This is a genomic window from Acinetobacter junii, assembly GCF_018336855.1.
GTDB lineage: Bacteria > Pseudomonadota > Gammaproteobacteria > Pseudomonadales > Moraxellaceae > Acinetobacter > Acinetobacter junii.
This window is the reverse complement of the sequence record NZ_CP059558.1, coordinates 448107-463647: the sequence shown is the minus strand read 5'-3', so window position 1 is coordinate 463647 and position 15541 is coordinate 448107. Positions and strand designations below refer to the sequence as shown.

Genomic DNA, 15541 nt, shown 5'->3' with positions numbered 1-15541 from the left:
TGAATCTTAAAAATTACGGACGCTTACTAAGGACTTGATCAACCAAACCATACTGTTTTGCAGCTTCAGCCGTCATGAAATTATCACGATCAGTATCACGAGCAACTGTCTCGTAATCCTGTCCGCTATGTTGCGCCATTAAACGATTTAAACGCTCTTTAATAAACAAAATCTCACGTGCATGGATTTCAATATCAGATGCTTGTCCACGGAAACCACCTAATGGTTGATGGATCATCACACGTGCATTTTCCAAGCAATAACGTTTACCTTTTGCACCAGCATTCAAAAGGAATGCACCCATAGAGGCAGCTTGCCCCATACAGTATGTCACAACATCGGGCTTAATAAACTGCATGGTATCGTAAATTGCCATACCTGCCGTTACTGAACCACCTGGAGAGTTAATATAAAGGTGAATATCTTTTTCTGGGTTTTCTGCTTCTAAAAATAACATCTGCGCGACGATTAAATTCGCCATGTTATCTTCAACTTCACCTGTCAAGAAAATAACACGCTCACGTAACAAACGTGAGTAAATATCAAAAGAACGCTCACCACGAGATGATTGTTCAACGACAACAGGAACTAAAGCATTTTCAATTGTTGGAACATACATATGTTTACTTATTCCTAAATTATTGTGACTCGATCTATGCCAACAATATGAGGGATAATCGCTGAAATTGCAAAAGGTTCAATCTGAAATATTCGAATATTTAGACTAAAATCTGGCATTTTTTAGACAAATTAACACATTCATAACACATATAAAAAAAGGCGCATTACGCGCCTTTCTTTTCAACTTTTAAAAGATTAGCCACGGCGAGCTTGTTGTTCTTTTAATAAGTCTTCGTAACTTACAGCCACATCATTTACTTTAGCAGCAGCCAAGATGTGATCAACAACTTGGTCTTCTAACACAACTGCTTCGATTTGAGCACGTTGTTGTTTGTCATTTTTGAAGTATTCAATAACTTCTGTTGGATCTTCATAAGAAGAAGCCATGTCATTGATATAAGCATCAACACGTGCTTGGTCAACTTCAAGCTTAGCGTCAGCTAATACTTTGCTTACCAATACACCAAGCTTCACTGATTTTTCAGCTTGTTCTTTGAACAATTCGTCTGGAAGCATGCTACTGTCAAATGCGCCTGCACCTTGAGCACCAAACTGTTGAGTGAACTGTTGGATCATTTGTTGACGTTGACGATCAATTTCTTGAGCAACCATTGATGCTGGAACTTCGATTTCATTCGCAGCTACAAGCGCATCAAACGCAGCTTGTTTAACTTGGTTGCGAAGACCGTTACGAACTTCACGTTCCATGTTTTTACGAACGTCAGCTTTTAACTTGTCTAAGCCTTCTTCTTCAGTTAAACCAAAGATTTTTAAGAATTCAGCATCAATCTCTGGAAGCTTTTGTTTTTCAACAAGTTTCACAGTGATTTTAAACTGAGCTGCTTTACCTGCTAAGTTTTCAGCTTGGTAGTCTTCAGGGAAAGTTACATCAATAACTTTCTCTTCGCCTTTCTTCATGCCAACGATACCGTCTTCAAAGCCAGGAATCATACGACCTGAACCAAGAACAAGTTTAAAGTCTTCAGCTGCACCGCCTTCAAACTTCTCACCATCAACAGTACCTTCGAAATCGAAAGTCACTTGCATGTCTTTTTTCGCCATGCCTTTGGTTTCAGTCCAAGAAGCACGTTGCTTTTGTAAGTTTTCAATCATTACATCAACGTCTGCATCGTTGATTTCAGATGATTTACGATCAATCTCTAAGTCAGCAAAAGATTTAACTTCTACTTCTGGATACACTTCTACAGTCGCTTCATAAACTAAAGCGTCATCTTTGTTTTCAACTTTTTCAATGTTCGGCATGCCTACAGCATTGATTTTTTCTTGTTGAATTGCTTCGAATACTGTATCGCGAATAAGGTCATTCACAACTTCTTGATAGATGCTCGCACCATATTCACGGCGAACAACATTTAAAGGCACTTTACCTGGACGGAAGCCGTTGATCTTCACAGTTTTGGCAGTGCGTTTTAAGCGAGCTTCAAATTGCTCGTTAACACGGCTCGTCGGTACAGAAACATTTAAACGACGGGCAACGCCCGAAACCGCTTCAGTCGTTACTTGCATGGCTTCCTCGATATATAGTTAGTAGTAACAATTTTTAAAGTGCCACATTATATGACAACTTTGCTGATATACAAAATTCGACAAGCATTCTAGCAGTAAAAGTTGATCTGAACATATCAGCAAGTCATCCACGATTTATTATTTTTCATAGTTTATGAATAAACTCGGTTGTTCTTGGGTAATTTCATGAAGAATTCTATTAGATCAATATGCTTAATTTTCACCCGATCAATTACAACACAATCTTACATTTCGCTACACTATTCTATTTCTTTTTCCAAATTTATATGATCTAAGCATCGTTAAATCCAATCGAGAAAAATTGCATATAATAATAAGAATAATTATTATTTGCATGAATTTTAAGGTTTACATGGATACGATATGTCTTCTTTTATCAGAACACGTAAGAAGTTTGTTTCATCTGCGATTGCATCATCTCTTTCTATGATTGCAACTGCAGCAATCGCGCAAGATAAAGAAAATGTGGTTCAACTCCCAACGATTCATGCAGAAGCAACTGCTGAACAATTAAAAGTTGATGTATCTGCAAACAAGAAATATGTTGCGCCATTAAAAGACACACCAAAGACAGTGTCTGTCTTATCTCAAAAGTTATTGAAAGAAACAAATTCAAATACTTTATTAGAAGCTCTTCGTAATGAGCCTGGTATCACACTAGGTGCTGGTGAAGGCGGCATTCCGTATACAGATATTCCTTATATTCGTGGTTATAACGGACAAAGCGCGATCTATGTAGATGGTGTGCGCAACTCAACAACTCAAACACGTGATATGTTTGCGATTGAACAAGTCGAAGTAACTAAAGGCTCAAGCTCTGCTTTAACTGGCGGAAGTGGTGTTGGTGGCAGTATCAACATGATTCCAAAAGTTGCGCATGAAGGTGATGAATATCAAGGAAGTGTTGCAGGCGGCACAGATAACTATAAGCATATCGTACTTGACGCAAACAAAGACTTTGGTAATGGAATCGCGGGTCGTGTTATTGCGATGGGTCATGAAAATGAGAAACCAGGACAGCACAATGGTGCAGAATACGCTCGTGTTGGTATTGCACCTAGCCTAGCTTTCGGTTTAGGAACTGAAAATCGTGCGACCTTAAGTTACTACTTTATCAAAAGTAATGATGAGCCAGATTCAGGCATTCCATTTAACAACCCTAACAATCCACCTCCAGGCTCGATCAAAGCTGATGGTCGCCCAGCAAATGTAAAACAAGGTTCTTACTATGGCTGGAAGGATCGTGATTTTGATAAGCGTGAAAACCACATTGGCTCATTGAAGCTTGAACATGATTTTAATGATGACTTAACAGTTTCAAACACTGCAACATATAGCCATTCTAAAGCAAGCTATATGTATACAAATCCAGATGATTCAAAAAGCAATATCTACAAAGGTAAAGTCTACCGTCGTGCAACACAAACCATTCGTGACACCGATGCATTTACCGACCAACTTTCTTTAGCTGGGAAATTCAAAACTGGAGCAATAGCACATAGCTTCAATGTTGGTGCTGAATATAATCGCGAAGAAACTAATCGCGGTAACTACAATATTAGTTATCCTGGATATACAGGTACAACGACTGCTGGTTTGAATGATAAATGTAATGATAACAATGGCTGGTGCACGGATTTAAATAATCCAAACGCGAATGATCCATGGTTAGGCACACTCACACCAAATACTAAACAGACTACAATGACCAATGAAACAGTATCTGTATATGCATTAGACAGTATTGAATTCAACAAATATTGGTTATTAAATCTTGGCGTGCGTTGGGATCAATTTGATACTGAATTAAAATATAACAAAGATGTAACAGCTCGTGGTGTGACAACGCCAGCAGGTACTGTGTATTCAAATGATACAGACTACTTCTCTTATCAAGCAGGTGTAGTATTCCGCCCAACAGAGCATGGTAGTATCTATGCAAGTTTCGCAACTGCTGCCAACCCTGTAGGTATCGATCCTGATCTTGATTCACTTAGTGCTTCAAATAAAGATTTAGAACCTGAAAAGGCTCGTACATTTGAGATCGGAACAAAATGGAGCCTTTGGAACAATCGTGCCAATGCGACAGCTGCAATCTTCCGTACTGAGAAGCAAAATACACGTATTAATATAGATGCGAATACAGTAACTAATGCTGGTGAAAGTAAAGTTGATGGTTTTGAACTTGCTTTGACAGGTCACATTACTGATAAATGGGAAATGGCACTTGGCTATAGCTACTTAGATAGTGAATTAACCAAAGCAGCTTATAACTTAGTTGCTCAAGAAGGTCGCCCTCTTCCATTCGTTGCTAAACAGAGTGCTAACTTGTGGAGTACATACCAAGTACTTCCAAAATTAACACTTGGTGCAGGCGTTCAATATCGCGATCAAGTTTTTGCGAATACCAATCCAAACACAGCCACCACTTCAACGAAAATTTTACCAACGTTTACTATCTACAATGCGATGGCAAAGTATGATGTAAACAAGAATGTAAACTTACAGTTGAATGTAAATAACATTTCAGATAAGCGTTATTTTACAAGTGCTCATGCTTCACACTATGCAAACGAAGGTGATGGCCGCAACGCAGTTCTTGCGATCAACTTTAAGTACTAAATCCCTTAAAAAAATTAGGGTATTTACTTAAACTCATCTAAAATAGCCTCTCTATGAGGCTATTTTTTATAATAATCAATTGAAAGGGATATGCTCAGTGATCCATCACATTCCGAATGTTTTGACAAAAGAACAAGTCGCCGAATTCCGTAAATTAATGGAAGCAGCAGATTGGGTCGGTGGAAAAATTACAGCAGGCACACTCTCAGCATCCGTAAAACGTAATCAACAACTTTCAGAGAGTGACCCTTTAACCCACCAACTTAGTGCACTTGTGATGGATGCAATTTGGAAAAATCCAACTTTCCAAGCAGCTGCACTCCCCAAGCAAATGATTCCACCTTTGTTTAATCGCTACGATGAACACGAAAGTTTTGGTTTTCATGTCGATAATTCAATTCGTTTAGTGAGAGGGACTCATCAACAACTTCGCACAGATTTATCGTGTACTTTATTTTTGAGTGAACCTGAAGAATATGATGGTGGTGATCTCGTTATTGAGGATACTTATGGCTACCATGAAGTGAAATTACCAGCAGGTGATGTCGTACTCTACCCTTCAACAAGCTTGCATGAAGTCAGTAGTATTACGCGTGGTACCCGATTTGCTTCATTTTTTTGGGTACAAAGTTTGATTAGAGATGATCAAAAGCGTCATATGCTCTTTAATTTGGATGAAAGTATTCGTCAACTTCGCATAGATCATGGTGATGCATATCCAGAAGTAATGAAACTCACCAATATTTATCACAATCTCATTCGTATGTGGTCAGAACTCTGACCACTTCATTTTTCGCCATGCTGAATAAATTCTATAATTTTTATTAAAAAATAGACTTATTTAGAAAAAATATCCCACTCAACTATCAATTCTTGCAAAAAACAGGAAAACATTTTCCACAATTAAGAGCTAGAATGCTGTTATAGACCTTTGCAGCCAGCTTATTTTCACCTAGACTGATTTTTATTAGATGATTAATATAGCTGCAAAACCGAATCATAATTTTGAATGGTTGATGATGAAAATAAATTACGGCTTTACCCATCCGTCGAATATAAACCATCTTGCTGCTCTCCTGATGCTGCGCCTCGCGCGCGTATAAATTTTATTGCCTAAGTTTGAAGGCATTCGATCCAAATATTCTCTTTTAATTTATTCGTATAGACACCATATATATTTATAGTACGTTGCATTTATAAAAATCCGCGACCCCTGCTATGACAAGGAGTTACCTCATGATGTTGGCTGACCCAAGCAAAAAATACCGCCGTATGTATCAACGAGTGGATTTACCAGATCGTCAATGGCCGAATAACGAAATCAACCAAGCACCGATTTGGATGAGTACCGACCTTCGTGATGGTAACCAAGCGATTTTTGAACCAATGAATATGGATCAAAAATTAAAGATGTTCAAAATGTTAGTCAAAATCGGCTTTAAACATATTGAAATTGGTTTCCCATCTGCATCTCAAATTGATTTCGATTTTACCCGTATGTTAATCGAAGAAAATTTGATTCCTGATGATGTTTATATCGAAGTCTTGGTTCAAGCTCGTGATCATTTGATTGAGCGTACTTTCGAGTCATTGATTGGTGCTAAACGTGCAATTGTGCATATCTATAACTCGAACTCTCCGACTTTCCGTCAAAAAGTTTTGAATGTAGACGTAAATGGTGCTAAACAACTTGCGATTAATGCTGCGAATAAAGTGAAAGAATATGCAGCACAATATCCTGAAACAGAATGGATTTTCCAATATAGCCCTGAATGTTTCTCAGCAACAGAATTAGAAGTTGCCAAGGATGTTTGTGATGCGGTTACTGAAATTTGGGAAGCATCTCCAACCAATAAAGTGATTTTGAACTTGCCTGCAACAGTTGAAGTTTCAACACCAAATGTTTATGCAGATCAAATTGAGTGGATGCACCGTAACTTGCAACGTCGTGATGGCGTAATTATCTCAGTTCACTGTCACAATGACCGTGGTTGTGGTATTGCTGCATCTGAATTAGCCATTATGGCAGGTGCTGACCGTGTTGAGGGTTGTGTGTTTGGAAATGGCGAACGTACGGGTAATGTCGATGTTGCAGCAATTGCCTTGAACATGTATACCCAAGGTGTTGCACCAAATTTAGATTTCTCGAACATCAACGAAATCATTGCAACTGTTGAAGAATGTACAGGCTTACCTGTTCACCCTCGTCATCCATATGCAGGTGATTTAGTCTTCACAGCTTTCTCTGGTTCTCACCAAGATGCGATCAAAAAAGGCTTTGAGTTCCAGAAAAACGAAGAAATTTGGGATATGCCTTATTTACCAATCGATCCTAAAGATTTAGGTCGTGACTATGACGCTGTTATTCGTGTAAATAGTCAATCAGGTAAAGGTGGTATCGCTTACTTATTAGAATCAAACTATAACGTTGCATTGCCACGTCGTGTTCAGATTGAATTTAGTCAAATTGTTCAACAACATACTGATGAGAATGGTACTGAAATCAGTGCACACGAGATCTGGACATTGTTTGAGAAAACTTATGTCGATATCAAAAACCATCACTACCAAACTAAACATTATCAATTATCAGACATCAATGGCACACAAATCATTGAGTTAGATATTGAAATTGAAGGTGAAATTCAACGCCTACGTGGTGAAGGTAACGGTCCAATCTCAGCAATGTTAAATGCTTTACAGTTGCCGATTGACGTTGTGAACTATGAAGAACGTAGTATTAGTTCAGGTGCAAATGCCAAAGCCCTTGCATTGATTGAACTTCAAGTCAAAGGTACAGGTAAGAGTGCATTTGGTGCAGGTGTACACGACAACATCGTAACCTCTTCAATCGATGCGATTATTGCATGTACAAACCGTTTGATCGAACAAGGTGTATTAACAACTGATCAAGTGGTTGCTGCCGCAGTCTAAGCTTATGTTGTAATAACAGAAAAAATGGCTTTTGAAAGGATACCTGAATTGGTATCCTTTTCATTATTGATAAAAGATTTATACAGGCGAATTATTCCAGTGTCTTTTCCATCGGATTCAGTGGGTTTAGTCACACCACAAAAGTTTCAGTTCGAACAACCTCTTGAACTTGAATGCGGGCGTATTCTGCCCCGTTTTGATTTAATGGTTGAAACCTATGGAACACTCAATGCAGATAAGTCGAATGCCATTTTAATTTGTCATGCATTGTCAGGTCATCATCATGCCGCAGGCTATCATCATGAAGATGATAAAAAGGCGGGCTGGTGGGACAGTTGTATTGGACCTGGAAAAGCGATTGATACAAATCATTTTTTTGTCGTTTCTTTAAATAATATCGGTGGCTGTAATGGTTCTACAGGACCAACTTCACCAAATCCAGAAAATGAAAACCGTCCTTATGGTCCTGATTTCCCACTAGTTACAGTTCGTGACTGGGTAAAAACTCAAGCCATGCTATCTGATCGTCTTGGTATTGATATTTGGTATGCGGTGATTGGTGGCTCCTTAGGTGGAATGCAAGCATTACAATGGTCATTGGATTATCCTGACCGCTTACAAAAGTGTGCCATCATTGCCAGTGCACCTAAACTTTCTGCACAAAATATTGCCTTTAATGAAGTTGCTCGCCAATCAATTCTATCCGATCCAGACTTCCATCATGGTCGTTATCTTGAACATGACAGTTATCCAAAACGCGGTTTGATTTTGGCTCGTATGGTTGGTCATATTACTTATCTGTCTGAAGAAGCGATGAAACAGAAATTTGGTCGTGATCTCAAATCAGGCAAATTTATGTACGGCTTTGATGTCGAATTCCAAGTTGAAAGTTATTTACGTTATCAAGGCGAACAATTTAGTCGCAATTTTGATGCAAATACTTACTTGATTATGACCAAAGCCTTGGATTATTTTGATCCATCTCGTGAGTATGAACATTCATTGACTAAAGCAATGAGCAAGCCTAAATGCAAATTTTTGGTGATTTCATTTACTACAGATTGGCGTTTTAGCCCGAGTCGCTCACAAGAATTGGTTGATGCTTTGATTGATAATCATAAACCTGTCAGCTATTTAGATATCGATGCTGAACAAGGGCATGACTCGTTCTTATTCCCAATCCCGCTTTATGTCAAAACACTTCGAGCATTTTTAGGTGGAGAACAACAGTTGCAATCGACACCGCAGGAGCTTCACTAATGCGTATAGATCAACGACTCGCCGAAAAATGGATTAGCCCTAATTCTAGCGTACTAGACTTGGGTTGTGGTGATGGCGAACTGTTGGCTCATATGAGCAAACAGCACAATATTCGTGCTTATGGCTTAGAAATTGATCAAGAAAAGATTGCAATTGCCATCAGTCGAGGGTTAAATATTATCCAACAGGATTTAAACTTGGGTTTAAGCCGTTTTGCCGACCAGTCGTTTGACTCTGTGGTTATGGCACAAGCTTTGCAAGCTGTAGATGCGCCCGATGTATTACTTCGTGATATGGTGCGTGTCGGAAAACAGGCAATTATTACTTTTCCAAACTTTGCGTATTGGAAGACTCGTTCTTTTCTTGCATTGAAAGGAAAAATGCCTGTTTCTGAAGCTTTACCCTATATGTGGTATAACACCCCAAATATTCATTTATGTACTTTCCGTGATTTCGAAGCCTTATGTGCAGAAAACGGAATTAAAATTATTAATCGACTTGCCGTTAATGGTGACCAACAAGGTAGTGTGCTGAGTAAGCATATGCCGAACCTATTTGGTGAAGTCGCAATTTATCGAGTGAGCGCTCTATGAAAAAGACATTAATCAGCACGTTTTTATTTGGCATAGTCAGCTTTCAAGCGCATGCAGACTATGTTGCTCAACCACAGTCAGTAGCAACACAAGCAGCTAGATACTCTGTGATGAGTATTGGCGAGTTACAAAGCGCTGCAAAAGCTGGTCAAGCTGGTGCGCAGTTTTATCTAGCTACACGCTATCAATATGGTAAAGATGTCGCTAAAGACGAGAAACAAGCTTTTGCATTATTTAAGGCTGCTGCCGATCAAGGTATCTCTGCGGCTCAACTGAATGTTGGTCGTATGTATGCAGATGGCATTGGCACAAAGAAAGATGAAGTATTGGCTCGCAAATATTTCGAAAAAGCAGCAAGTAACGGCGACAATCGTGCAAGCTTCAATCTTGCCATGATGGAAGAGCAAAAGAAAAACTACGTAGGTGCGTATCAGTGGTATGAGCTTTCAACACGTGATGGCATGCTCGATACTAAAGTGATTAGTCTTTCTGAAGGTAAGAAAACAGCTTTGGCTGCAAACTTAACTCAAGAGCAAATCCGTACCGCACGTGACCGTGCTGATAAATGGATTCAAGCGCAATAATCTTGCTTAGAGCTATTGAGTGATTTTAAAAACCGACTTGTAAGAGTCGGTTTTTTATTATATTGATAGCATTCATATTTAATTAAGTTTATTCAATGAGCGATATAGAAAAGGCGATATTCAAAGCAAAACTAGAATTGGAAACAATAACACTAGAAGAAATCCAAAGGTGGGCAATTGAGACATTAGAAAAAGATTCATCGAATGATTTAGCTTTAGAAATATGCTTTCTATCAACACCTGAGCAGATTAAAGATTATTTTAAACAAGTATCCAAAATAATTTTTGATTTAAATCTAACCAAAAATATGATTCAGACATTATTAGAGGAGTATCTCTCAAAAAAAGTAAATTTAACCCAAACACAAAGTGATTTTTATCCATTTTTTTATAAACTTTTTTGTTTTGCTCAGCAATTAAAAAATGAAGAACTGTATGATTTATTAAATTATTATGATGACCAATTTGATCCTTCATTAGAAAGATATAATCAAACTGAACCAGAAGCTGTCTTTCAGGAACTATTGGCTGATTTAGAAACCTTTTGTTCAGAGACATCACACCAAGAATCAAGTAATAATTCTTGACTATCCTCTTTATGCAAAAAGCCCTAAAATTCCACTCAATCTGAGCTGATCTAAAATATATATGTCTACTCCATCATGGCTTAATCAAGGCAGCCTTGTGCTTGCAAGCAATAACAAAGGTAAAATTGCTGAATTTGATCATCTATTTCAACAACTCAATCTACCCGTCGAAATCATTCCTCAAGGTAAACTCAATATCGAAGATGCGATTGAAGATGGTTTAAGCTTTGTTGAAAATGCAATTATTAAAGCTCGCCATGCATCTAAACTTTCAGGCAAACCTGCTATTGCAGATGACTCGGGTTTATGTGTGCCAATCTTAGGGGGAGCACCAGGCATTTACTCAGCGCGATATGCTGGCGAACATGGTAACGATGCTGCCAACAACCAAAAACTTTTAGCTGACCTCGCACATTTCCGCAAAGATGGCGAAGTGATTGAAGGCATGTTTGTTTGCGTACTTGCATTGGTCACCCATGCCGAGGATCCACTACCACAAATCTTTCAAGGTATTTGGAAAGGTGAAATTTTAGAAACTGCTCGCGGAGAAAATGGATTTGGTTATGATCCCCTCTTTTGGGTAGCTGAACGTAACTGTTCAAGTGCTGAACTCAGCAAAGAAGAAAAAAGTAAAATCAGTCATCGTGGCAAAGCGATGCAGCTCTTCAAAGCTAGCTTAATATAAATCGCACTGCGTGCTCTAGTTGATAAAAACTAGAGCTCTTTTAGATAAAATAAAAATCAAACACGCTGAATTTAGAATAACAAAAACCTTGTGTTAAACCTTGATTACAAACCAAAAAGTAAAATTACCTATTCAACTATTTAAAGCTATTTATCCCTCTGTCGCAAAATTGCAATATAAGTGTCACATATTTGTCATGCCAAGCTGTTGAGATATATACAAAGTTTGTATAGGAATAAAATTATGGCTGGTTTATCAATTTGGCACGTACTCATTTTCGCAATCGTAGTTATTTTACTTTTCGGTACATCAAAGCTTAAAAACTTAGGTAAAGATGTCGGTGGTGCAGTTAAAGATTTCAAAAAATCAATGAAAGATGACGAAGCGACAGCATCTCTAAATGAACCCCGTACGATTGATGCACAAGTAAAAAATACTGAAAGCTCAATCAAAAGTTAAGCGAGCAACAATATGTTAGATGTTGGAATGTCCGAACTTTTGGTGTTCGGCATTATTGCTTTACTTGTGCTTGGACCAGATAAATTACCTCAAGCAGCTCGCTTTGTCGGGAAATGGTATGGCAAAGTGAAGCGCCTTGTCAGTAATGTGCAAAACGATATTGATCGTGAATTACGCCTATCTGAATTACGCGAGCAGATGCAGCAAGAAATGCAACGTATTGCTGAACTAGAACAAAAAATGCAAGCTCAAATGTCTGAGCTCGAACAACAAAAACGAGAAATGTTTGTTCAACCAAGTAAACAAGAACAAACAACAGATAACATTAGTTATCCTACTTATCACTATGTGAAAGAGCATTCTTCATTTGTATATGTGGAAAAAAATATTCAAAAGGCTCAGACCACTATTTTTACTGCACCAGATCATCAACCTGAATTTAAGGTGGCCGTATGAGTACATCCTCTCATTCTCAGTTACCTGCTCAATCGATTGAAGAATCAAAACAAAAGATTGAACTTGAAGAAATGCCGATTACCAAGCATTTAATGATCTTGCGTCAGCATTTATTCAAGATCGTTGGAATTTTATTACTCTTATTCTTTTGTTTATTACCATTTGCAAATCGCACCTATCAGTTACTTTCTGAACCTTTGCGAGCTCAGCTTCCTGTTAGCTCATCAATGATCGCAACAGATGTGACTGCAACATTCATGGCGCCCTTTAAGCTGAACTTTTTTGTTGCACTGATGTTAGCAATGCCTTTTATTATTTATCAGATTTGGGCATTTGCTAAACCTGCATTATATGAACGGGAAAAGACACTTGCTCTTCCGTTATTACTAAGCAGTATTTTTCTATTTTATGCAGGAATTGCCTTTGCATATTTTGTTGCATTACCTTCGATTTTACATTTTTTCATCAGTGTTTCACCTGAAACTGTAGCGCCAATGACAGATATCAATAGCTATCTAGCGTTCTGTTTAAAGCTATTCCTCGTATTTGGTTTAACCTTTGAGATTCCAGTGATTACACTACTTTTGATTCTGATTGGAGTCGTGAGTACACAAAGTCTGATTGAGAAACGAAGATTTATCATTGTTGGATGTTTTTTCGTAGCAATGTTTGTTACACCGCCTGATGCTATTTCTATGATCATGTTAGCCGTTCCGATGTGGTTATTGTTTGAGATTGGATTATTTTTTGGCAAGATTATCGAAAAAAGAAAAACAACTTGATTACTTAGTTCTTATAACTACAAACAGGCTTCTCGCCTGTTTTTTTAATTTTATTACTTTAATTTTTAATTGATTTTTCACAAAGCTGTCACACAAGTGTCAAGGCTTCGTCACATTTAAACATTAAGTTTATTGGGGGAAAACTTTTAGAACAACTGTTATATTTTTTAGGAAAAATTCCATGACCGAGCTATCGCCATATCATGAAGATCAAGAGTTGGATAACAACACATCGGATAATATTCATTTCCGTGACATTTTAGAACAGCACATTAGCCGCCGTAGTCTCATCACTAAAACTGCGAGTGGTGCTGTTGCATTAACTTTAGCATCGACATTAACTGGCTGTAACGACGACGATAATAATTCGAGCAATAACGGTGGAACACCGCCAACACCTGTTGATCCAAATAAAAAACCAGAAAAATTAAACTTCTCTCCTGTTGCTAAAAATTTAAATGACATCGTAACAGTGCCTGAAGGTTATGAAGCAACTGTACTTTATGCTTTAGGGGATTCAATCAATCCGACATATGGTGCTTGGGATGATAACAACATTCCTTCTGGTCCAAGTTTTCAATTCCGTTCTGGTGATTGTCATGATGGTATGCACTATTTCGGCATGAATTCAACAACACAACGTTTTGATGAAAGTGTTTCAGATCGTGGTTTATTAGTCATGAACCATGAATATATCAATCCAACATTCTTGCACCCTAAAGGTCCAACGAAAGTTGATGGTCGTCGACCTGAGGATGAAGTTATTCGTGAAGTGAATGCTCACGGTGTTTCGGTGATCGAAATCAAAAAAGACAAAACTTCACAAAAAGTAGAAGTTGTTAAAAACTCAGTTTTTAACCGTCGTATTACAGGCTCTACAGTGATGGACTTGGCAGGTGCTGCTGCAGGCTCAACTCTTCTAGCTACTGCCTATTCTCCAGCAGCTCGCCAAACTCGCGGTACACATAATAACTGCGGTAATGGTTATACACCTTGGGGAACATACCTAACGACTGAAGAAAACTTTATTGGTTACTTTGCTCGTAGTGCGACAGATGACACTTTGCGTCGTCCAGAAGAAATTATTGCACTTAAACGCTATGGTTTAAAAGCGGGTTCAAGTTCTCGTTATGGTTGGGAAACTGCTGTTGGCAGTGTCGAGTCTCAAGACTTATATGATCGTTGGTCAGCTGATGTGAAAGCTACTACAGCAGCCGAAGATTACCGTAATGGTCCTAATACATTTGGTTGGATGGTAGAAATTGATCCGTTTGATGGTCGCCAAAATCCTGTAAAACGTACTTCATTAGGTCGTTTTGCTCATGAAGATAGTGCTTGCCGTGCAATCGCAGGACAACCATTAGCATTCTATATGGGTGACGACTCTCGTGGAGAATATATCTACAAATTCGTTTCAGATGCAAAATGGGATGCCAAAGATATCAACGGTGGCTATGCTGCTGGTGATAAATACATGAATGCAGGTAAACTTTATGTTGCCAAATTCAATAATGACGGTACGGGTCAATGGATCGAATTAGCTTTTGGTAAGAATGGTTTGAACCAAAGTAATTCAGTCTATCCATTTAGCTCACAAGCTGATGTTGTGACTTTTGCTCGTTTAGCAGCTGATGCTGTAGGCGCAACAAAAATGGATCGTCCAGAATGGTGTACGGTAAATCCAGAGAATGGTGAAGTCTACGTTACATTGACCAATAACTCGAACCGTGGTTCAAATTATCCAACAGATGCGGCGAACCCTCGCAGTTATGAAGACTTATATAACAATACAAAAACTCAAAAAGGCAATGTAAACGGTCATATTATTCGTTTCCGTGAAACTGCTGACTTAACTACTGCTGAAAGTTTCAAATGGGATATCTATCTATTTGGTGCTGAAGCATCTATGGCTGCAAACATCAACCTTTCAGGTTTGACAGATAATAATGATCTTTCAAGCCCAGATGGTATGTGGTTTGACCCTCGTGGTGTTCTTTGGATTCAGACAGATGACGGCGCATACACTGACGTAACGAACTGTATGATGCTAGCTGCACTTCCAGGTCAGATTGGTGATGGAGCTAAAGCAACGACTTCAAATGGTACTGAAACCTTAGTTGGTAAGAAAGTAACAGATGAAACCTTGCGTCGTTTCCTTGTTGGACCTAAAGAATGTGAAATCACGGGTATTGCGATGACACCTGATTACAAAGCAATCTTTATTAATGTTCAGCATCCAGGTGAAGACTCTGCAGACTATGCATCTCCTTCAAGTAACTGGCCAGCAACTCAAACGAACCCAAGCAACAAAACTGCACGTCCACGTTCAGCGACTGTTGTGATCACTCGTAAAGATGGTGGTGTGATTGCAGGCTAAACCCTAAAATCACCCCAAAAGAGCCTATCTACA

14 protein-coding genes are annotated in these 15541 nt (G+C 38.5%); 12 read left to right on the top strand and 2 right to left on the bottom strand.

The window, feature by feature from the left end; all coding sequences use genetic code 11:
* Positions 1 to 13: 13 nt before the first annotated feature.
* Together clpP and tig are read right to left on the bottom strand one after the other, a co-directional pair.
* Positions 14 to 619: an ATP-dependent Clp endopeptidase proteolytic subunit ClpP gene (gene clpP / locus H2677_RS02235; RefSeq protein WP_004909225.1), complete on the bottom strand. Its 606-nt coding sequence runs from the start codon at positions 617 to 619 to the stop codon at positions 14 to 16.
* A 197-nt stretch (positions 620 to 816) separates the two neighbouring features.
* Positions 817 to 2148: a trigger factor gene (gene tig / locus H2677_RS02230; RefSeq protein ID WP_212639047.1), complete on the bottom strand. Its 1332-nt coding sequence runs from the start codon at positions 2146 to 2148 to the stop codon at positions 817 to 819.
* A 384-nt stretch (positions 2149 to 2532) separates the two neighbouring features.
* On the opposite strand from tig, the gene H2677_RS02225 reads away from it, so the two are divergent.
* From H2677_RS02225 to H2677_RS02170, 12 genes are all read left to right on the top strand, one after another.
* The gene (locus tag H2677_RS02225; RefSeq protein WP_212639046.1) at positions 2533 to 4791 is read left to right on the top strand and encodes a TonB-dependent receptor; all 2259 of its coding nucleotides are present in this window, start codon (positions 2533 to 2535) and stop codon (positions 4789 to 4791) included.
* A 97-nt stretch (positions 4792 to 4888) separates the two neighbouring features.
* The gene (locus H2677_RS02220; protein WP_004678505.1) at positions 4889 to 5572 is read left to right on the top strand and encodes a Fe2+-dependent dioxygenase; all 684 of its coding nucleotides are present in this window, start codon (positions 4889 to 4891) and stop codon (positions 5570 to 5572) included.
* 455 nt (positions 5573 to 6027) lie between these two features.
* The gene (leuA, locus tag H2677_RS02215; protein WP_005403228.1) at positions 6028 to 7725 is read left to right on the top strand and encodes a 2-isopropylmalate synthase; all 1698 of its coding nucleotides are present in this window, start codon (positions 6028 to 6030) and stop codon (positions 7723 to 7725) included.
* A 99-nt stretch (positions 7726 to 7824) separates the two neighbouring features.
* Complete coding sequence (metX, locus tag H2677_RS02210; RefSeq protein ID WP_004951903.1) at positions 7825 to 8985, top strand: homoserine O-succinyltransferase MetX; 1161 nt, start codon at positions 7825 to 7827, stop codon at positions 8983 to 8985.
* A complete protein-coding gene (gene metW / locus H2677_RS02205; protein ID WP_004909236.1) occupies positions 8985 to 9578 on the top strand; it encodes a methionine biosynthesis protein MetW in 594 nt (197 codons plus the stop codon). Before metX ends, metW begins: the two co-directional genes overlap by 1 nt.
* Entirely contained in the window at positions 9575 to 10162 is a 588-nt protein-coding gene (locus H2677_RS02200; protein ID WP_004951899.1) for a tetratricopeptide repeat protein, read from the top strand. The genes metW and H2677_RS02200 overlap by 4 nt, the downstream gene beginning before the upstream one ends.
* Before the next feature lie 95 nt (positions 10163 to 10257).
* On the top strand, positions 10258 to 10749 hold the full coding sequence (locus tag H2677_RS02195) for a hypothetical protein (protein WP_212639045.1): 492 nt from the start codon (positions 10258 to 10260) through the stop codon (positions 10747 to 10749).
* 61 nt (positions 10750 to 10810) lie between these two features.
* Complete coding sequence (gene rdgB / locus H2677_RS02190) at positions 10811 to 11434, top strand: RdgB/HAM1 family non-canonical purine NTP pyrophosphatase (protein ID WP_212639044.1); 624 nt, start codon at positions 10811 to 10813, stop codon at positions 11432 to 11434.
* Positions 11435 to 11677: 243 nt separating this feature from the next.
* Complete coding sequence (gene tatA, locus H2677_RS02185) at positions 11678 to 11893, top strand: Sec-independent protein translocase subunit TatA (RefSeq protein ID WP_212639043.1); 216 nt, start codon at positions 11678 to 11680, stop codon at positions 11891 to 11893.
* Between the two features lie 12 nt (positions 11894 to 11905).
* Positions 11906 to 12349 carry a Sec-independent protein translocase protein TatB gene (gene tatB / locus H2677_RS02180; RefSeq protein WP_099948062.1) on the top strand — a complete coding sequence of 148 codons (444 nt, stop codon included), beginning with the start codon at positions 11906 to 11908 and terminating at the stop codon, positions 12347 to 12349.
* A 71-nt stretch (positions 12350 to 12420) separates the two neighbouring features.
* On the top strand, positions 12421 to 13131 hold the full coding sequence (gene tatC / locus H2677_RS02175; RefSeq protein ID WP_373868756.1) for a twin-arginine translocase subunit TatC: 711 nt from the start codon (positions 12421 to 12423) through the stop codon (positions 13129 to 13131).
* 181 nt (positions 13132 to 13312) lie between these two features.
* Positions 13313 to 15508, top strand: coding sequence for a PhoX family protein (locus tag H2677_RS02170; RefSeq protein ID WP_212639042.1), 2196 nt, complete (start codon positions 13313 to 13315; stop codon positions 15506 to 15508).
* The last annotated feature ends 33 nt before the right edge of the window (positions 15509 to 15541 follow it).